This is a genomic window from Paenibacillus sp. FSL P4-0184, from assembly GCF_038004625.1.
GTDB lineage: Bacteria > Bacillota > Bacilli > Paenibacillales > Paenibacillaceae > Paenibacillus_AQ.
Window position 1 is genome coordinate 2610279 of record NZ_JBBORN010000001.1, and the last position, 19340, is coordinate 2629618.

20 protein-coding genes are annotated in these 19340 nt (G+C 44.3%); all 20 read left to right on the plus strand.

Features of this window, described 5'->3' with window-relative positions; genetic code table 11:
* The first annotated feature begins 58 nt into the window (after positions 1–58).
* The 20 genes from MKY52_RS11250 to MKY52_RS11345 all read left to right on the plus strand — a co-directional run bounded on the left by MKY52_RS11250 (position 59) and on the right by MKY52_RS11345 (position 19179).
* On the plus strand, positions 59–2791 hold the full coding sequence (locus MKY52_RS11250) for a stalk domain-containing protein (RefSeq protein WP_339243765.1): 2733 nt from the start codon (positions 59–61) through the stop codon (positions 2789–2791).
* 57 nt (positions 2792–2848) lie between these two features.
* On the plus strand, positions 2849–4009 hold the full coding sequence (locus MKY52_RS11255; RefSeq protein ID WP_042131343.1) for a sensor histidine kinase: 1161 nt from the start codon (positions 2849–2851) through the stop codon (positions 4007–4009).
* A 4-nt stretch (positions 4010–4013) separates the two neighbouring features.
* The gene (locus MKY52_RS11260; protein ID WP_042131342.1) at positions 4014–4736 is read left to right on the plus strand and encodes a response regulator; all 723 of its coding nucleotides are present in this window, start codon (positions 4014–4016) and stop codon (positions 4734–4736) included.
* 137 nt (positions 4737–4873) lie between these two features.
* Positions 4874–5320 (plus strand): glycosyltransferase family A protein, encoded by a 447-nt coding sequence (locus tag MKY52_RS11265; protein ID WP_076285666.1) that lies wholly within the window; start codon positions 4874–4876, stop codon positions 5318–5320.
* 127 nt (positions 5321–5447) lie between these two features.
* Positions 5448–7460, plus strand: coding sequence for a helicase-related protein (locus tag MKY52_RS30355; protein ID WP_445671018.1), 2013 nt, complete (start codon positions 5448–5450; stop codon positions 7458–7460).
* A complete protein-coding gene (locus MKY52_RS11275; RefSeq protein WP_341051406.1) occupies positions 7457–8275 on the plus strand; it encodes a ComF family protein in 819 nt (272 codons plus the stop codon). The genes MKY52_RS30355 and MKY52_RS11275 overlap by 4 nt, the downstream gene beginning before the upstream one ends.
* Positions 8276–8443: 168 nt before the next feature.
* A complete protein-coding gene (locus MKY52_RS11280; protein ID WP_076285720.1) occupies positions 8444–8854 on the plus strand; it encodes a TIGR03826 family flagellar region protein in 411 nt (136 codons plus the stop codon).
* 102 nt (positions 8855–8956) lie between these two features.
* Positions 8957–9241: a flagellar biosynthesis anti-sigma factor FlgM gene (gene flgM / locus MKY52_RS11285; RefSeq protein ID WP_042192418.1), complete on the plus strand. Its 285-nt coding sequence runs from the start codon at positions 8957–8959 to the stop codon at positions 9239–9241.
* A gap of 12 nt (positions 9242–9253) precedes the next feature.
* On the plus strand, positions 9254–9754 hold the full coding sequence (locus MKY52_RS11290; RefSeq protein WP_042192416.1) for a flagellar protein FlgN: 501 nt from the start codon (positions 9254–9256) through the stop codon (positions 9752–9754).
* A gap of 54 nt (positions 9755–9808) precedes the next feature.
* Positions 9809–11392: a flagellar hook-associated protein FlgK gene (gene flgK, locus MKY52_RS11295; protein ID WP_341051408.1), complete on the plus strand. Its 1584-nt coding sequence runs from the start codon at positions 9809–9811 to the stop codon at positions 11390–11392.
* 15 nt (positions 11393–11407) lie between these two features.
* Positions 11408–12325: a flagellar hook-associated protein FlgL gene (gene flgL, locus MKY52_RS11300; RefSeq protein WP_341051410.1), complete on the plus strand. Its 918-nt coding sequence runs from the start codon at positions 11408–11410 to the stop codon at positions 12323–12325.
* A 15-nt stretch (positions 12326–12340) separates the two neighbouring features.
* Positions 12341–12907, plus strand: a complete 567-nt coding sequence (locus MKY52_RS11305) for a DUF6470 family protein (protein ID WP_341051412.1) — start codon at positions 12341–12343, stop codon at positions 12905–12907.
* Positions 12908–13013: 106 nt separating this feature from the next.
* On the plus strand, positions 13014–13469 hold the full coding sequence (gene fliW / locus MKY52_RS11310) for a flagellar assembly protein FliW (RefSeq protein WP_341051413.1): 456 nt from the start codon (positions 13014–13016) through the stop codon (positions 13467–13469).
* A 1-nt stretch (position 13470) separates the two neighbouring features.
* A complete protein-coding gene (gene csrA / locus MKY52_RS11315) occupies positions 13471–13713 on the plus strand; it encodes a carbon storage regulator CsrA (RefSeq protein WP_341051414.1) in 243 nt (80 codons plus the stop codon).
* 242 nt (positions 13714–13955) lie between these two features.
* Positions 13956–15317 (plus strand): flagellin N-terminal helical domain-containing protein, encoded by a 1362-nt coding sequence (locus MKY52_RS11320; protein WP_341053397.1) that lies wholly within the window; start codon positions 13956–13958, stop codon positions 15315–15317.
* A gap of 799 nt (positions 15318–16116) precedes the next feature.
* Entirely contained in the window at positions 16117–16515 is a 399-nt protein-coding gene (locus tag MKY52_RS11325) for a flagellar protein FlaG (RefSeq protein WP_341051415.1), read from the plus strand.
* A gap of 15 nt (positions 16516–16530) precedes the next feature.
* Entirely contained in the window at positions 16531–18000 is a 1470-nt protein-coding gene (fliD, locus tag MKY52_RS11330) for a flagellar filament capping protein FliD (protein ID WP_341051417.1), read from the plus strand.
* Positions 18001–18019: 19 nt separating this feature from the next.
* Entirely contained in the window at positions 18020–18418 is a 399-nt protein-coding gene (gene fliS, locus MKY52_RS11335) for a flagellar export chaperone FliS (protein ID WP_341051418.1), read from the plus strand.
* The gene (locus tag MKY52_RS11340) at positions 18411–18746 is read left to right on the plus strand and encodes a hypothetical protein (RefSeq protein WP_341051419.1); all 336 of its coding nucleotides are present in this window, start codon (positions 18411–18413) and stop codon (positions 18744–18746) included. Before fliS ends, MKY52_RS11340 begins: the two co-directional genes overlap by 8 nt.
* 235 nt (positions 18747–18981) lie before the next feature.
* Positions 18982–19179: a cold shock domain-containing protein gene (locus MKY52_RS11345; protein ID WP_019915069.1), complete on the plus strand. Its 198-nt coding sequence runs from the start codon at positions 18982–18984 to the stop codon at positions 19177–19179.
* Positions 19180–19340 lie beyond the last annotated feature (161 nt).

The window sequence follows — 19340 nt, forward strand, 5'->3', positions numbered from 1 at the left end:
TTTCCAGACATTGATATGGACTGATAGAGTACAAAAGAGATGGGAGAGTTACGTTGAAATGAATGAAGTTTTCATGGAGAAGAAGAGTAGCGAGGTTGTACGGGGAATAAGATTATCTTCCACTAAAAAGTGGATTGCTGCTTCATTGGCTGGTGTGTTATGGATTATGCCGGTAATCGGCAGTGAAGGTATGATGCTGTTTGGTCAGGGGTCTGCACCAATCGCAGCTGCAGCCACAGCTCCTTTTAAAGTAAGTAAGCTGGGAGAAGAAGTGATTACTTCGGGCGCCATTATGATGAAATATAAATATACTACTACACGTTCTGGGGCGAGTGCTTCTGGGCTTGCGGATGTCATTCGTGTAGATCTTAACAATCCATATGTTTCTTTAGATGTAATGACTGGTAAAGGTGGAAACCTGACTACGCGGCAAAGTACTGGCGGGATGGCCAAGGAAACTGGAGCCGTGGCCGCAGTAAATGGCGATTATTTTAATACAGGTGGAGAGGGGGCTCCGATCGGTGGACAAGTATCAGGTGGAGTACTGGTGTCTACCCCTTCACAATTGGATGGAATGTATGCCTTTGCAGTGACAAAAGATCGCAAACCTATTATTGACGAGTACAGCTTTGAAGGGATGGTAACCGCGCCAGATGGCGCACAGTTTGAGATCTCCGGTATCAATAAAGGCGCTTATAGCCCTGAAGGCGGCAGCTCGACTTATAGTCATGCTAATGCTATGTATATCTACACAGATGTATGGACTGCACTCGACCGCCCTAAAAATAGCTCTACCACTCCAACAGAGGTACTTGTTGAGAATGGTGTAGTTACTCAAATCTCAGAAAATGCTGCACTCCCTATGGCGGTTCCAAAGGGAGCTTATATTTTGCGGGCACATGGCTTAGCCGCACGATATGTTACTGCCCATTTGACGGTAGGACAACCTGTAACAAGTGTGTATTCCCTGAAATCTAAGACTACACAGCAATCGCTAGATCCTGCGAGTCTACAAACAATGATTGGCGGACATACGATTCTAGTAAATAACGGAAAAGCAGCAACGTTCTCTCGTTCTACTAGCAGCATTGGAGGCTATCGTGCACGCACGGCTTTAGGATATTCTCAAGACGGACGTTATGTATATATCATAGCTACTGAGAAAAATGGCAATAGTTCAGGGATGTCTCTAACCGAATTGCAATCATTCATGACCAATATTGGAGTCTGGAAAGGTCTTAATCTCGATGGAGGCGGCTCTACAACGATGGTAGACCGGCCCCTCGGTGAAACCTCTACTACACTCACTTTTAATACAGAGTATGGCACAGAGCAACGCAGTATCGTTAACGGGCTTGGTGTCTACACTAACGCACCGCAAGGTGAAGTCAAAGGAATCAAAATTAGCGGAAGTTCCGCACTGCTGGTTGGACAAAAGGCAACATATTCTTTAAAGGGTTATGACACTTACTACAACCCTATTGATGTAGCAGCAGGTAATCCTACATGGGTATCAAGCGGCGGAAGCGCAACGGTAAGTGCAGGTGAAGTAACGGCAGTGAAGCCAGGTACCGTTACCTTAACGGCTAAAAGCGGTTCTGCAAGCGCCTCTACAACTGTTACAGTTCTGGGTGGTAATGATCTATCCAGTATGAGTGTAGGTACAGCTACAGCGCCACTGACAGCCGGAACTACTGTGTCTGTCCCTGTTACAGCGGCAACGAAGAGTGGAACAACTATCAATGTTCCGGATTCAGCACTGAAGTGGGAGTTTGTAGGCTTTAAGGGAGCCGTGAAAGATGGCAAGCTTACTGTAAACGCCGTTGATGCAGGGGTTACTACAGGTTATGCTATTGCCCGTTATGATGGATTTAGTGCAGTGGTTGTATTATCAACAGCAGCAGCTACAACATGGGAAGATTTCGAGAAGGTAAGCTATCCAATCGACTTTACTACCAATGTTCCAGCGGTACAGGGTACTGCAACGATAGTGGATGGAACGGCTGAAAGAGTAGGCTCCAAGGTGCTGTCACTCAGTTATGATATGACGGCTGGCAGCGGCAAAATGTATGCTTATGCTCAGCTTAATGGTACAAGCGGCAAAACAGTTCCAGCGCTTGCAACTTCGATGTCGGTTGATGTGATGGGCGATATGAGCTTGAATTGGCTGCGTGCTGAATTTGTAGACAACAGTGGAGCTACAGCTTATGTGGATCTTGCGAAGATCATCGATTGGAATGGTTGGAAGAACATTAACATTGACTTGTCAGGCTCAGGCATTAAATTCCCAGCAACGCTGAAGAGACTCTATGTTGTCAACGTAGAGGAAGGCCAAGATGAACGGGCGAAGACGGGTACAGTTGCCGTTGATAATATCAAGTTTACAATGCCATCGCTTTCTAGTGATGCAGGCTTACCGAAAGGTACGGCTTCCATGAGCATTGGTTCAAAAGCAATGACCGTAAACGGAACAAAGAAAGCTATTGATGTAGCTCCAATTGTAAAAGACGGCAGTACTTATGTGCCAATTCGGTATGTCCTTGATGCTTTCGGAGGCAGCGCTACTTGGGATCAGGTGAATAAGAAGATCATGGTATTACGCGGAGCCAAGGCACTGGATCTTACCGTAAATAAAAAAGAATATCTGCTGAACGGCAAACGTCAAAGTGCTGAAGTAGCACCAATCATTTTACAAGGTAGGACTTTAGTACCGTTAAGACTAGTTTCTGAACAGCTAGGATTAACTGTAAAATGGGAACAGAAAACGAAGACCGTAACTATCGAATCGTGATATGTTAATATAAAGGAAAACCTTTAAAACGATTCGATAGAAAAGGGGCAAGCATCCGTGGAATTTCAAGCCGATGCGATTGATCGCGTCATTAAAAATACCATCGACGTGATGGAGAGCAGCAAGTATCAGATTTTTGAAATATTGCAGGTTGCGCGTGATGAACTTGCTGCACTCAACAAAGAACTGCAGCGGGTCATGGACGAAACGGATGAGACATTGAAAAAAGTAGACAAGCTGGAGCTGCAGTATCATCGCTCCAGAATCCGGCTGACAGAGGTCAGCCGGGACTTTGTCCGCTACTCGGAGAAGGATATCCGTATTGCCTATGAGAAGGCTACGGAGCTACAGCTCGAACTCATGATGACGCGTGAGCGAGAGGTCTATCTTCGATCAAGACGTGATGAATTACAAATGCGAGTGCGCAGTGTCGAAAATTCTGTAGAGCGCGCAGAGTCAATTGGTTCGCAAATGAGCGTAGTGCTCGAATATTTGTCGGGAGAACTAGGTCAGGTGACGAGAATTGTCGAATCTGCGAAGAACAGACAGATGATAGGACTCAAGATAATCCTGGCTCAAGAGGAAGAACGGAAGAGAATTGCCCGGGAAATTCATGATGGTCCTGCTCAAATGCTGGCGAATCTAGTCCTTAGGACGGAAATTGTAGAAAGAATGCTGGTAAAGCAGGAATTTGGGTTGGTGCAGGACGAAGTAATAGATTTGAAAGGACAGGTTCGATACAGCCTGGAAGAAATGCGTAAGGTCATCTTTAATTTACGACCGATGGCTCTCGATGATTTGGGATTAATTCCGACTTTGCGGAAATATGTGCATGATTTTGAGGAGAAGACGAAGCTGAGGACGACCTTGGAAACCAGAGGTCAGGAACATCGACTATCTTCAGCCATGGAGGCAGCGGTATACCGATTGGTCCAGGAAGCTTTGTCTAATGCAGCTAAACATGCCTATCCGAGTTTCGTATTGGTAGAGATTACTTACCAAGCGCAGTTAATTAAGATTGTGATTAAGGATAATGGATTAGGTTTTAATGTGCAGAAATTAAAAAATCCGCAGGGCAATCGTGAAAGCTTCGGGCTAGTAGGTATGCGGGAACGTGTAGAGCTGCTTGAAGGCAGAATGGAAATCATATCAGCCGAGAATCAGGGGACAACAATCGTGATCCACATTCCGACGAACGTGGAGAAAGGGAAGGAGTAATGTGATGGAGAACTTAAACTCTACTAAAACGCCCATTAAAGTTCTTTTGGCGGATGATCATCAGCTTTTTCGTGAAGGGCTGAAACGTATTTTGAATATGGAGGAGGATATCGAAGTCATCGGTGAATGTGGTGACGGTATCCAGGTATTAGAGTTCTGTAACGGAACTAAACCAGACATCGTACTGATGGATATTAATATGCCTATTGAGAATGGCGTGGAGGCCACTCAAAAACTGCGGGAAATGTTCCCGGAGGTTAAGGTAATTATTTTATCGATTCATGATGATGAGAGTTATGTGTTTGAAACCCTTCGTAAGGGTGCCAATGGTTATTTATTGAAGGATATGGAGGCTGAATCCCTTATTAATGCGATCCGTTCGGTCTGTGAGGGACACGCTTTTATTCATCCAAAGGTTACCGGAAAGCTAATCAATCAATTGCGGCGCATGACTTACCTTAATGAGACTGGAGTAGCTGCTGATACGGTAGTGAAGGAAGCCGGTGTTAAGTTTGTGGCCGGTGACAACAATCCTCTAACACGTCGTGAAGCAGAAGTACTGCGGCTGATGGCGGAAGGTAAGAGTAACAAAATGATCGGTGAGTATTTGTTTATTAGTGAAAAAACGGTCAAAAACCATGTTAGCAGTATTTTGCAAAAAATGGAAGTTGACGATCGTACGCAAGCTGTAATTAACTCGATCAAATATGGTTGGGTAACCTTATAAGAATATTTACAGATTTACGGTACATATAGGAATGAATTCAAGGAGAGCACAGCTTGTTCCTCTAACAGGAACTCTGGGCAGTCACCGACCTTTTAAAGCCGGCATATAGTGTTGGTATACAGAGGAGGTGCATCTCCATGGTAGCCCAGTTGATATGGATTGCGGCTGTTTATGTATCCGCTGCAGTGATTATTCATATGCTGCATAATCGGCAGAAGGTGCGGCAGACACCGCAGTCCGTGAAATGGATTCATTATATTTTGATTACCCGCAATCATGCATCTGTTGTAGAATGGTACATTCGGGCGCTGACATTTCAAGCATTTTTAACCGGAAAACGATTTCGAGTAACGTTCATGGATGATGGCTCGAGCGATGGAACCCTTGGAATTGTTTCCAGGCTGGCTGATAGTGGCTGCTCTATCGATCTTGCAACATCTATGTACACTTTTCAGGTGAGTGAAGAAGAGTTGCAGCAACAAGGGATTGTGGTAGACTTGCGGTTGTCAGGGCAGTCTGTTTCGTTGCCTTTTATGGGGATGGCAGGAAGTAGGGGATGCGAATCAAAGCGCGACAGATTTTAAGTGAATATGTGAGTAACGGGTGAAGCACACTCTCCAAGAAATGGAGGAGTGTGCTTTTTGCATTTGGCGGTAAGGGGAGTGTTGTGAGGAAGAGTGATTTATGGTGAAAGTTAAGGAGGCGGATTTTATGCGAGCGGCTGTGTATGCCTTGGAATGTAGAGGGATCTGGAGTATTTGGATTTCTTTAGATCTTACAGTAGATAGATGGTGGTGGTCTGGCGCTGGACCGGAGCGTCAAGGCAGAGGCTTAGTAACGGTGGACAAACTGGTCTTATTATCTCCTGTACTGCCGCTGGGGTGGGCGGTGAAGCTCCGTGATTATTTTAAACAAAGGGACGGAATGAGGAACTGGGGGGCTAAGGAGTGGGGTCAATACGTAAGCAGTGTTCTTGAGCCTGAGTTGAAGGAGGAAAGGGAAGCAGGAGGAATGGGAAAGGAAGAGTGCCTTAGTGATGGGGTATCGCTATGGCGACCTTATGAATTAGGTTGGGTAATAGAACAGGGTAAGAAGAACATTGATAGCAGAAGTTACAGTAGAAGAAATGATCTCGATTATGCTTTGCTTGAATCGGAGGCAGAACAACTATCGTGGGCTGTGGCCGGCCGCTCTTTACTGCAGCCGGAAATTGAGGCGCTGCTGGCAGAAGGATTGCCAGAGCTGACAGGTCGTTGGCGCCAGGCGGCACAACTGGCGCATTTGCAGGGGCGGCTGCAACTGACAGCTGCCGTTGGTAGTCACGCCCCGGCTGCGCACGGGGCGTGGGCCCGCCAGCTCCCTGCGGGCGCTGGCGCTCTGGCGCGTGCGGCGGCTAAGTTGCCGCACGTATTGTGGCGCGGCGCTGTCGCTCGCCGCGCGGTTTCACGCTGCCTGCGCTGCGGCAGCGCTCCCACCGGCCGCACGGCATGCGCCGCGTGCGGCCTTATGGGCTGCGCCTATTGCGAGGCCTGCCTCGCACTTGGGCGCAGCCGGGCTTGCGCGCTGCTGCTGCGCAGCGCAGCGCTTCCGGCCGTGCGGTGCACGGCCGCCCTTGACCCCACCGCGGCCGCAGGCCGGTGGGGGCTTAGCCCAGCGCAGGCGGGAGCCGCTGGCGCTGCGCTGGGTTTTCTGGCGGAGCGGCGTGAGCGCTCCGCCAATTCGTGCCCAGAGCGGTTCCTGCTCTGGGCGGTGACGGGAGCCGGGAAGACAGAAATGATCTTCCCGCTCCTAGAGGCCGTGCTCGCCGCCGGTGGGCGGGCGCTCGTAGCGACGCCGCGACGCGACGTCGTACTCGAGCTCGCTCCGCGGCTCGCAAAAGCTTTCCCGGCGGAGACTCTCGCCGTGCTTTACGGCGGCAGCGCAGAACGCTGGGTGAGTGGTCGCTTAACGCTCGCGACCACCCATCAGCTGCTGCGCTTCCATCGAGGCTTTGATCTCGTAATCATTGACGAGCTGGACGCATTTCCCTATCACAATGATCCTATGCTGGCTTATGCCGCTGAACAAGCTTGTAAGGTAGAGGGTTCTTTTATCTACTTATCAGCCACTCCACCACAAGAAATGCAGCGGTTGGTCCGGTTAGGCAGACTTCCACATGCCAGAGTACCTGTTCGCTTCCATGGTCATCCCTTGCCTGTGCCACAGCATCTGACCATGACATCCGTTCAAACATGCCTAAAGCGTGGGATGTTACCTAGATCTCTCATACATACGCTTCTTAAGTCGCTCGAGCGCGAGGCGCAAATCTTTTGTTTTGTGTCGCGTATTGCACATATTGAAGGATTACTGGTTCTGCTTCGTCGGAGCTTTCCCGGCGTAGTTATCGAGGGTACCTCCTCTAAAGATCCCTTCCGGGCAGAGAAGGTAACTGCTTTCCGCAGCCGCGCGATCACCCTATTAATAACAACTACGATTCTGGAACGGGGAGTTACAGTGCCACGCAGCGATGTATTTATTTTGGATGCGGATAGCGATCTCTTTGACGAAGCCTCCTTGGTTCAGATGGCGGGTCGTGCCGGGCGATCAAAGGATGATCCTGCTGGGCGTGTTGTATTTGCCTCTCCCCAGTGGACCCGATCACAGCGTGGAGCGATCTCCCAGATCCGTACTATGAACATCATCGCTCGCCGCAAAGGATATATCAGTAAGGATGTTTCGAGATGAATTCTCTGTTCTCATGGTTAACTAAATCTCAGGCACTCTTGTCCTCTTCCGTAACTCCATGCTTAACTTGCGGCAAGCGCAACCCTGGATCCTCGCAATTTCCTGGAGTTTGCAGGAATTGCGTAGAATCCATTCCTTGGATACGTTCCCTACGCTGCTTGAAATGTGGTCGGCATGTGGGCTGTCCTGACTGTACCCGCAGTAGTGAACCGTCACCGATTATTTGTAATCGAAGTGCAGTGGCTTACACTAGTGTTATGCGAGAATGGTTGGGTCAGTATAAATATCGCGGGAATGAACGGTATGCCCCTTTACTTGGCCTCATGCTGGATAGAGCCTATCTAAACCTAAAAAAAGAGAAGCAGAGCGCTCTTTTATCCCGAAAACCATCCATCATCCATCGTTCTTGGTCTGCTGATTTGTTAGTGCCTGTGCCTGTCAGTGATGCCCGGCTTATGGAGCGAGGATTTAATCAAGCGGAAAGATTGGCGGATGTGCTGTCTAGACGTAGAAAGGTCCCACAGCTTCCGCTGCTAATCCGTACACATCATACGGGAAAACAGAGTTTTAAGAGCCGAGCGGAACGACTAACGGATATGAAGCACGCTTTTGCGGAGAATCCGGCAGTAACAACACAATTTGCGGATTGGATGAATAGTGAGGTATCTCTAAATCGTCCTCTTCGGATTATTATTGTTGATGATATTTATACAACGGGCAGTACCATTCGTGCGTGCGCTGAGATCATACAACAAATGGGTTCAGATTATGGTTATACGGTAGAGGTGTATAGCCTAACTTGGGCACGTTCCTGAGGAGAGTGAAATGCATGATTGTGAACAGCCCATTCACTTTTTGAAGAGATCCATGCCCGTAATAGCGTTTCTTCCGTCCCATAGACGAATTCTTTGCAATCATGTAATCTAGGAGCATAAGGATATTATGCGTTGTACAGAATGTACGGAGAGGAGCGGCTGCTTGTTATGAATCTAGACAATTGTCCAAGGTGCGGCCGGTTGTTTGTTAAGAATCTTATGGGGTTGTGCCAGCCCTGCATCAAAGAGCTGGAGCATGAATATGAGATCTGCGTGGATTATTTGCGGGAGAACAAAGGAACCAACATTCAAGAGTTGTCCGATGCTACAGGAATTTCGATTAAGGAGATCACCCGCTTTATTCGAGAGGGCCGGATATCTATAGCTAATGCTCCTAATATGATGTATCCCTGCGAGGTGTGTGGAACGCTGATTCGCGATGGGCATATGTGTGATAGCTGCCGTTCTCGGCTAAGGAAGGATCTCTCCAATGCCGCCAAGGAAAGTGCTGCTGAGGATTCTACCAAAAAGACAACAGACGGTGCATATCGTGCCATAGACAAGTTGCGTGACCTATAAAATCTGCAAAAAAACGTTTGCAGCTATAAAGAATGTTTCAGTCTACGCCGATAAACTTAGTAAAGATTATCGGCTTTTTTATATTAGAAGGAAGGTGAAGTTATGAAAATTAACGAGACCGGACGAATTAACGCGATGAATCCGTATCAACGCAGCGCGGATGCGCAAAGGCAGGAACAAATGAAGAAAAGTTCACGCAAGGATGAGGTTTCGATCTCTGATGAAGCAATTCAGCTCTTGCAAGCACAGAATTCTGGTAATGATGCTGAACGTGCACTTAAGATCGACAGTTTGAAGCAACAGGTCTCCGCAGGTACCTATCAAGTAGATGCAGCTAAGCTAGCAGAGAAACTCGCCCCTTACTTTAAGCAATCCTCCGAGAATTAGGTGAAACCATCCATGGCATTGACGACATTAATAGAACTATTGGAGCGGCTGGACGAAGTGCATAATCAAATGCTGGAGCTGGCCGCTGAGAAAAAACAGACGATTATGGACAACAAGGTGGATGCATTAATCGACATCCTGAACCGTGAGTCCAAGTTAATGAAACTGATTGGACAGCTCGAGGAACAGCGAATCGCGGCGGCATATACCGTTCTGCAAGGCGTAGGTATTCGTTCCAACCTGAACCTGAACCTAACTGAGCTGTCCAGACTTATATTTGACCCTGAAGACAAGGCACGACTGCTGCATATTCAGCAGAAGCTTTCTGGCACTTTGCACCGCTTGAAAGAAGCAAATGAGCTAAATCAGAAGCTGATAGAGCAGTCGCTTACTTTTATAGATTATTCTTTGGATCTGCTGGTCGGAAGACCGAATCAGGATATCACTTATCATCGTCCGTCCGATAAGGGCAATGGCGTAAATCGGTCGGGGATTTTTGATGCACGAGGCTAGAATTGTACTGATGAAGTGTTCTGTCAGAGCAGAACATAAGGAGGAGTAAGCAGCATGACATCCACATTTCACTCGATAGAGACGGCGAGACGCAGCCTTTTTACTCAGACCGCAGCTCTTAATACGACTGGACACAATATCGCAAATGCGAATACCGAGGGTTATACTCGTCAACGTGTAAATATGAAAGCTGCTTTACCTATTGAAGCGTACGGATTTAATAAATCTACCGTTCCTGGTCAAATGGGTACAGGGGTGGAATTCTCATCTATCGATCGGATTCGGGAAATGTTTCTGGATGATCAGTACCGTGGTGAGAATTCTGCATTTGGAAACTGGAAGCTTCAAGCAGATACCCTCTCTAAACTAGAAGCGATTGTTAATGAACCATCGGATACAGGTATTCGTACAGTGCTAGATAACTTCTGGAAATCATGGTCTGACCTTAGTAAGAACCCTGAGGATCCTACTGCTCGTAAGATTGTAGTGCAAACTGCACAATCTTTGACCGATGCCATGAATTATATGAGCACACAATTAGATAATCTTGATCGGGATCTAACTACTAATATTGAGGTTAAAGCAAAAGAGGCTCAGGGTTACCTGACCGCTATCGCAGATCTGAATAAATCGATTTATAAGATTGAGGGTATGGGTGATCAGGCGAATGATTTACGCGATCAACGCGATCTTATGGCGGACAAACTATCCAAAATTGCTAATATTAGCGTTGTGGAAACGGAAGCTGGTTATAACGTTTCTCTGGGTGGACAGCCACTGGTAGAGGGTGGGGAAGTTACTGCAAACGTAGATAGTGCATTTCTTAATAATGCTTATGCCGCTGGAACTTTGAAGGGCGGCGAGGCTTACGGAATGATTTTCTCCAAAAATACTTATGTTACCGACTACAAGAAACAACTCAACGATATGGCTAGTACGATTGCTACTGGTGACGTTGAGATTACAATACCGGCAGGTTCCAATCTTCCTGAAGGTACGGTGTTGACTAATGATACCAAGATTAAGCAAGCGGATGGAACCGTAGTTACTTTGGCCGCTGGTCAGGCAATGCCTAAGGGAGCAACGATGTATGAGGACGCTAAAACCATTGTCAAAGGCTTGAACGGACTTCACAAGTTAGGTTATGCGATGGATGGAAGCTCTGGTCGTGATTTCTTTGTAACCTCTGGCGAGGCTGGAACGATCAAGTTAAATCCGGAAATTGCTGCAGATGTTAGTTTATTCGCAACCTCACTACGTACTACTGTAGATGCAACTGGCAACACGCAGGTCGTTAAAGGAAATAACACATTGGCGCTCTTGCTGACAAATCTGAAGGATAGTAAATTCACTACGCCGGACGGTAGCATTAGCAACACTGTTGGTGGACTTCTTGGCTCCATGGTGGGTCAGCTAGGTATTCAATCACAAGAGGCTGCACGTCAGACTGATAACTCAGATTATCTGGTAGAGCAGGTTAACTCCCGTCGTCAATCTGTTAGCGGAGTATCGCTAGATGAAGAAATGTCGAATATGCTCGTGTTTCAGCACGCTTATAGTGCCGCTGCGCGTTTTATGACTACTTTTGATGAACTGCTCGACAAATTAATTAATTCCACCGGCACAGTCGGCAGATAAAAGGAGATATAGCGTATGTTGAGAGTAACCTCTAACATGATGAATTCACAGCTTCTGCTTAACCTAAACCGTAACGCACGTACGATGAACGACACACAATTACAGCTTGCAAGCGGACAAAAAATCAACAAGCCTTCCGATGATCCGGTAGGGATTACGTATTCCCTGCGATATCGTGCGGAACTTTCATCTAACGAGCAATATACCAAGAATGTAGATAGCGCTCTTTCTTGGCTAGATTATAATGATACCGTCCTAGGTCAAGCGGGGGATGTTGTACAAAAGATTCGTGAATTGTCCGTACAAGCTGCGACAGGGACTAATCCACAATCAGCACTGGACAGTATTAATGCCGAAGTGATGCAGTTAAAAGACCAACTTGTGGATATTTCTAATAGTACACTGAACGGAAAGTATATTTTTAATGGTGAGCAATACAATACGAAGCCTTATGATTTTGCTAAAGGTGCGGATGGTACATACGATGTATCTAAGCCGATTACTACGGATACTGGGCAGATTCAGTTTATCGTAGGTGAAGATGTGCGTATGCCTATTAGTACGACAGGTAATGACGTATTCGGTAATACTGGGGATGCAGACAATTTGTTTGCAATCATTAATCAATTATCAGTTGCCTTGAAATCCGGTGATTCCAAAGGAATATCGGCACAACTTGGTTTAATTGATACAAGGATGGAAAAAATTCTGACGGCGCGCTCTGAAATAGGGGCCAAAACCAACCGTGTGGAATTAATGCAGGATCGGCTTAGTGATTTGAATATTAACTTAACGGATTTACAGGCTAAGACTGAAGATGCCGACTATGAGGGTTTGATTATGAACTCTAAGATTCAAGAGAATATCTATAATGCCTCCTTGTCTGTGGGTGCAAAGATTATTTCCACAACTCTCGTAGACTTTATCAGATAACGGAGGTGGTTCTCTTTGCTGCAGCCGATATTGCAAATTCGTCAGACGCCTGCTCTAATGGGTATTGATGCTGACCCGGGCTCTTATTCGATCAGTCAGCCTAAGGCTGAGATTAGTGTAACAACCACTCCTTGTGAACTAACAGTTCAATCCACTAGGCCTGAGCTGACAATAGATCAGGCCCGTGCTTGGGAGGCTTATAACGGTGGAAAGATGCTGGATATGAACAAACGGATTTATTCTGGCATTCAACAGTTATACCTTCAGGGAATTGCCCGAAAGGTTGAGCAAGGGAATCGGATGGCTCAGTTTTTTAAACCTGGCAATACGATTGCAGAAGTATACGGATCAGACACTGAACCACAAAGCTTTCCGGAGACACGTGGTCCAGCATCGTATGCTAATGTGGAGATTCACTTTGAGACGAGAGCCCCACAAATCGAATTTAGAGCCTCAAAAGTTGATATTCGGGTTGATCGGCGTAATCCTGAAATTGAGTATACCCGGGGCAAGTTAAATATATATATGCAGCAATACGCTTCTGTTCAGTTTATTCCACCAGAATTGAATGTTCAATTGTAGCTTCATAAGCTATAGATGTGCCAGAAAGCACCTCTATAGCTTTTGTGCTATATAATGTAATAGAATTTCGTAAGAAGCTAGTTTTGCATAGCAAAATTTTTGAGGAGTGGACAACTTGATTATAGAAACACTATCTTGGGGAAAACTGGACGTGTATGAAGAGCAAATATATCATTTTCCCAAAGGACTACCTGGCTTTGATGAAGAGACCAACTTTGCTTTGATCGCGATGGAGCAGACACCTTTTTGGTATCTACAATCTGTTAGAAGCATGGGGTTATCCTTTCTGCTAGGAGATCCATTTGTTTTTTATCCGTCCTATGAGTTTGAGTTACCGGATGATGAAGCTGAAGAATTAAGCATAAAAGATGGGATTGTCGTTCGTTGTGTTATCACGCTGAAGGAACAAACTGAACATTCGACGATTAATCTTCTAGCTCCTATTGTATTGAATCCTACAGCTCGTTTAGCTAAACAGATCGTTCTTCATAAAGCACCTTATCACACGAAGCATTCCTTACTGCAGGAACAGTCAGTCATCGATGGAAAGGATGGTGGATGATATGCTCGTTCTTTCTCGCAAAAAAGGAGAGTCCATCGTCATCCAAGATCAGATAGAACTGACGATCTTAAGCGTGGATGGCGACACGGTAAAGGTTGGTATCACTGCACCTAAGCATGTTGATATTTTTCGTAAAGAGGTTTACCTTTCAATTCAGGAGGCCAATCGTGAGTCTGTTGCTCCACAGCAGACTGATCTGAATGCATTGATCCATCGGCTTCGTGATGTAAATAAGAATGAATGATTGACATATAGCACGCATCAAATCCAGAACCTGGGACTGTTTGAACGCAGACTCGGGTTTTTTATTTTATTTTGGAGAATTTACCCAAGAAATTTTAAAAAAACTTCGAATTGCTCTAAACAGTTGGGTGCTTGCCGTCGATATATGTATTAGACGCTGATCCGGCAGGGCGGCCGACCTTAATGGATTGGCGTTTACCACATGGATGTGGAACTAACTTAATTTCAGGGAGGAAATATCAAATGATTATTAACCATAATATCGCAGCTTTGAACACTCACCGTCAATTGGGTGCAAACACTGCAGCAACTAGCAAAAACATCGAAAAATTGTCTTCAGGTCTTCGCATCAACCGTGCCGGTGACGACGCAGCAGGTCTGGCTATCTCCGAAAAAATGCGCGGTCAAATTCGCGGTTTGGATCAAGCATCCCGTAACTCGCAAGACGGTATCTCTTTGATTCAAACAGCTGAAGGTGCTTTGAACGAAACTCACAGCATTCTTCAACGTATGCGTGAACTTGCAGTACAATCTGGTAACGATACAAACACACTAGATGACAGAAAAGAAATTCAAAAAGAAGTTGAACAGTTGAAATCTGAAATTAATCGTATTTCTAATACAACGGAGTTCAACACACAAAAACTTTTGAATGGTAGCCTAGGGGTTACAGGAACTACCACTGACAAAACTAAAGTAGACATTACATCTGCTACGGGTTTAGCAAAAGGTGATTATACTGTCACTATCAATACAGCAGCGACAAAAGCAAGTGCAGCAGCTGGTACTGAAGACTTTACTAACCCTACTGATGTTTCAGCAAAAGAGCTAGTTATTAATGGAACTAAAATCGATTTTTCAGGAATGAAAACTGCAACGCAAGCTGATATTGTTGCTAAGATTAATGAATACAAAGATGTTACTGGAGTTTCAGCAACTGCTGGTGCTTCCGGTGTTGTTAAACTTGATCAATCGCAATTCGGCTCTACATCAAAGATCGCTTTAGGTGGGGCTGATGCAGCTGAATTTGGTCAAGCTATTACAGCTGGTGTAGATGCAGTTGCTACAGTAGTTGGTCCAAACGGAGCCTCTGAGCAGGTAAAAGGAATAGGTCAATCAGTTGGTTTCCACGGGGCTGAATTTGTTGCTAAAGGTGTAGCTAATGATGCTGCAACCATTACGGTTGCTGGCGGCGGAGCAACGCTTCAAATCGGTGCGAATAAAGACCAAAGTATGACAATTGATGTTAATGAAGTTAGTTCTAATACACTTGGTGATAAAGCAAATAATAGTTTGGTAAAAGACGTAAGCCTATTAACACAGTCAGGTTCAAACGATGCTCTTAAAGTTTTAGACGAAGCTATGAAACAAGTTTCTGGTGAGCGTTCTAAACTGGGTGCTTTCCAAAACCGTTTGGAACACACGATTAACAACTTGGGTGCTTCTTCTGAGAACCTGACTGCAGCTGAATCCCGTGTTCGCGATGTGGATATGGCTAAAGAAATGATGAACCAAACGAAGAACAACATCCTTGCACAAGCTGCACAAGCTATGTTGGCTCAAGCTAACCAACAACCACAAGGTGTACTTCAATTGCTTCGTTAATCTTAAAGAGTTATAAGGAGATCCTAGACTATCTAGGGTCTCTTTTTTTAGCAGAACTAAAGGAAATTGAAATCATAAATCATACTTATCGAAAAGACGTATTTTGTTAGTTAACATTTAGGGCTTCTCTCGGTGAAGCCTTATTTTTGTTTCTGACAAAAGGATGATGAGGCAATAGCGGATTTCAACCCTAGAAAGGAGTCTATTTGGGATTAGGGATAGCATAATGAGGGATTTTTGTTGGCGGGAGTATGTGGGTGGGTCTAATTAGGCGATCTTGAGATGTATTGAATGTATGTGGTAGATGCGGAGAACAGTGGCATCTTGTATTCTTTAATTGCATGACAATTGACGAAGCTGCAATCAATAAGATAATAACTCACTGTAAGGTTATTTAGTCAAGTTTCGAACGAAAGTAGAGGATGCTAGTCAGAATATGGTGGACACTCTTATGGAGGATCAGACCCAGTAATGTATTTCAATTAATTGAGAAAATACTTTTAAGTGTAAGGAACTGCTTATCTACTACTTCTCTTCACAGGTTTAAATTCTAATGATAACTGTACTTCTAGATACCAACAAAGTGATTACTTTACGAGAGGATACTATAGGTTGGTATGTATTTTTTTGTTTGTTTTTTAGTCGACATTGTATTTGCTTACTTAATGATAAGGTTCGGACATTGTTCCGTTCTTCACTGTAGTATGTCTAAGGATAATTTTACCTCTCGTATTAATCAAATGTATAGAAAAACCGATAGATATAATATAAATGAAAAGTTAACGTGGGGGGTTCCAGTATGGATGTTCGTCTTTCGAATTCTGTAAGTTATACTAAAAAATTGATGGAAACGGGGGGGGCACCATCTGTTACTCCTATGAATGAACAAAAAGAAGAAACTATCAAGTTAGGACAACTACGCAGTAATGTTGAATTAAAGAAGTTGGAACGAGAAGGTATAGCGGTATCTATGGGAGAGGAACAGGTTGTTAAAGCACTAGATCGGGCACTAAAAGCCCTACAGGGGCCTACGACTACATTTGAAGTTAGCGTACATAAAGAGACCAAAGCTATTATGGTAAAGGTACTCAATAAGGAAACAGGGGAGTTAATTAGAGAAATCCCTCCTGAGAAGACACTAGACCTCGTGGCAAACATGATTGAAATTGCCGGTATTATGATTGACGAAAAAATATAGGTAGGAGATGATACAATGGTGACTCGGATCAGTGGGATGGTTTCTGGTCTAGATGTGGACACTCTCGTAAAGCAGATGATAACTGCTAAGCGTGTACCATTAGATAAATTAAATCAACAAAAGCAGATACTTCAATGGCAACGGGACAACTATCGTGAGATCAATAGTAAGCTTGTAGATTTTCAAAATTCTAAGTTAAAGAATTATGACAAGTCTACGGCATTAAATACCCAGACTGCAGTTGTAACTGGGAATACGACAGCGTTGAAGGCTGAAGCAACAGCTGATGCTAACGGTATACCTATGAAAATGGAGATAACTGAATTAGCCAAACCGAGGTCTTGGGAGACAGTAGTTCCGAAAAAAGATGGAATTATACCTTCGTCTGCAACTAAGCTATCTGCGATTGCGGATTCTGCCTCTACAACACAAACATATAATATTGTTATCAATGGTAGTAGCATTAATTTTGATAAGGATTTGAGTATATCAGGGGTAATTGCGAAAATAAACTCAGATAGTAAAGCTAATGTAACGGCTAAATATGATGAGGTTACAGGTAAGTTATCCATAGCTTCAAAAACCTATGGGGATGAAGGTAAGGTTGATCTCACAGGTACAAATAGTTTATTGGTCTTATTTGGATCAAGTGAGCCTGATTTCAAGGTAACAATTCCTCCTGAAAAGGCAAAGATTACTGTAAATGGTACACCAATGAGTTTTGATAGTAACAATTTCAAAATAAATGGTGTAAGTTTAACGTTATTGTCTAAAACAGATGGTTCACCAACTACAATTAACACACAAACAGACTCGGCGAAGGCTTTGGATACTATTACAAGCTTTGTGAAGGATTATAATGAACTGTTAAAAGTGTTAAACAGTAAAGTTGATGAAGAGAAATATAAGGATTTTACACCTCTTTCTGATGAGCAAAAGAAGGAAATGACGGATAGTGATATTGAACTATGGGAGAAAAAGGCAAAAAGTGGGTTGCTGAGGAATGATGAAATTCTGAAATCCACTATCGCTTCTATGCGATTTGAATTATCTAATAGGATGGGTGAACTTAGTTCAATAGGCATAACTGCAGGTCAATATTATGAAAATGGGAAATTATATATTGATGAAGCAAAATTAAAACAAGCCATAACTGATAACCCTCAAAAGATTATGACTTTGTTTCAAGGTGGAACAGGCTCGGATGGCTTATTCGATAAATTAACTACTACCGTGGGTAATACTTTGGATAAATTTGTTACTAAGGTAGGGACATCAAAGTTCTCATCAGATTTAACCATTGCCTTTAAGTCAGATAGCTTGATGGGCAAGCGATTGACAGATTATAATACTAGGATTAAAACACTTCAGACTCGTCTCACTACTCTGGAGACAAACTACTACAAACAGTTTACGGCGATGGAAACTGCTATGAATAAATATAACTCTCAGTCCTCTGCATTATCTAGTTATATGGCAAATTAACCGATAGAGGTGACATTACATGATGACTTCTCCATATGATAAATACCGTCAGTCGTCTGTTCAAACATCAACTCCTGCGCAGTTGGTAATTATGTTGTACGATGGAGCCATTCGTTTCGCGAGAACAGCAATGGACGGACTAAGCAAACAGGATTATGAGAAGACTAGTCTTAATTTTGGAAAGGCTCAGACGATTATCAGTGAGCTGATGTCTACATTGGATCATACTTATGAAGTTTCAAAGAACTTGTTCTCACTTTATGAATATACAAACTTCTTGTTAGTTGAAGCTAATATCCGCAAAAGCCCAGAAAAAGCGGAAGAGGCCATTGGCTACCTTACAGAACTTCGGGAAACTTGGCTACAAGCATCCAAAATCGCTGCGGGCCAGGGACAGGCTGAAAGTGCTCATGGATGAGTTAATTCAGAGCCTGAGAGAACTGACCTTAGGCATTACGGACAGACTCGATGAGACTACCTATGAGGAGTTAGAGCTTTTTGTCGAGGATCGTCAGGAGCTTGTCGATTCTATTGCAGAACAAGCCGAAATTTGTAAGTCGACGCCCGCACAAAAACAAGAAATTAATCGAATTTTGGAGTTTGACAATGTGATCTTAGACAGAATGAACGCCCTCCGGTTGGAAGCCCAAGACTGGCTGCAGAAGCGCAATCAGTCCAAGGTACAACGTAGCGCCTACGAGGCCGCTTACACCCCAGATAGTTTTCTAATGGATCGCAGAAAATAATTTATTTCGGTGTTTCACTATAGGAGTGGACGGGTATTAAATACCGTCTGCTCTTTTTTTATCCTTACACCAAAACTATTTTCTTAATTATGGTAAATTAAACGTCCTATTTTACGTGGTAAATTATTGCATGTAAACATTTACTTTTCCAATTGACAATGAAGAAGTTACGGTGGTATAGTCGATTTGTGAGCAAGACTCACGTTCATCTGATGACGAAGGGAATGTTTAATCAATGGAAGGTAAAGTAAAATGGTTTAACGCAGAAAAAGGTTATGGTTTTATCGAGACTGCAGACGGTGGCGACGTATTCGTACACTTTTCCGCGATTCAAACAGATGGTTTCAAGACTTTGGATGAAGGCCAATCCGTAGAGTTCGATATCGTTGAAGGTGCACGCGGACCACAAGCAGCTAACGTAATCAAATTATAATCATACGGCTAAGCCGACCTACATATAAGTAGATGGTTAGCAATTTAGACAGCGCTAGCAAGGATCTTGGGAATTCTCCCGAGGTCCTTTTTTTGTGTGCTTGGGTCCCCCGCAAAGTACCTGAGTATGCATCAAAGTAAAGCTCCACTTTGTGGGGATAT

Excerpts from the sequence above, each read along its gene's own strand:
- flgL (WP_341051410.1), top strand. The coding sequence starts at position 11,408 with ATGTTGAGAGTAACCTCTAACATGATGAATTCACAGCTTCTGCTTAAC.
- MKY52_RS11340 (WP_341051419.1), top strand. The coding sequence starts at position 18,411 with ATGGATGAGTTAATTCAGAGCCTGAGAGAACTGACCTTAGGCATTACG.
- fliD (WP_341051417.1), top strand. The coding sequence starts at position 16,531 with ATGGTGACTCGGATCAGTGGGATGGTTTCTGGTCTAGATGTGGACACT.
- MKY52_RS11320 (WP_341053397.1), top strand. The coding sequence starts at position 13,956 with ATGATTATTAACCATAATATCGCAGCTTTGAACACTCACCGTCAATTG.
- MKY52_RS11280 (WP_076285720.1), top strand. The coding sequence starts at position 8,444 with ATGAATCTAGACAATTGTCCAAGGTGCGGCCGGTTGTTTGTTAAGAAT.
- MKY52_RS30355 (WP_445671018.1), top strand. The coding sequence starts at position 5,448 with ATGCGAGCGGCTGTGTATGCCTTGGAATGTAGAGGGATCTGGAGTATT.
- MKY52_RS11260 (WP_042131342.1), top strand. The coding sequence starts at position 4,014 with ATGGAGAACTTAAACTCTACTAAAACGCCCATTAAAGTTCTTTTGGCG.
- MKY52_RS11250 (WP_339243765.1), top strand. The coding sequence starts at position 59 with ATGAATGAAGTTTTCATGGAGAAGAAGAGTAGCGAGGTTGTACGGGGA.
- fliS (WP_341051418.1), top strand. The coding sequence starts at position 18,020 with ATGATGACTTCTCCATATGATAAATACCGTCAGTCGTCTGTTCAAACA.
- MKY52_RS11325 (WP_341051415.1), top strand. The coding sequence starts at position 16,117 with ATGGATGTTCGTCTTTCGAATTCTGTAAGTTATACTAAAAAATTGATG.
- csrA (WP_341051414.1), top strand. The coding sequence starts at position 13,471 with ATGCTCGTTCTTTCTCGCAAAAAAGGAGAGTCCATCGTCATCCAAGAT.
- MKY52_RS11265 (WP_076285666.1), top strand. The coding sequence starts at position 4,874 with ATGGTAGCCCAGTTGATATGGATTGCGGCTGTTTATGTATCCGCTGCA.
- flgM (WP_042192418.1), top strand. The coding sequence starts at position 8,957 with ATGAAAATTAACGAGACCGGACGAATTAACGCGATGAATCCGTATCAA.
- MKY52_RS11290 (WP_042192416.1), top strand. The coding sequence starts at position 9,254 with ATGGCATTGACGACATTAATAGAACTATTGGAGCGGCTGGACGAAGTG.
- MKY52_RS11275 (WP_341051406.1), top strand. The coding sequence starts at position 7,457 with ATGAATTCTCTGTTCTCATGGTTAACTAAATCTCAGGCACTCTTGTCC.
- MKY52_RS11345 (WP_019915069.1), top strand. The coding sequence starts at position 18,982 with ATGGAAGGTAAAGTAAAATGGTTTAACGCAGAAAAAGGTTATGGTTTT.
- flgK (WP_341051408.1), top strand. The coding sequence starts at position 9,809 with ATGACATCCACATTTCACTCGATAGAGACGGCGAGACGCAGCCTTTTT.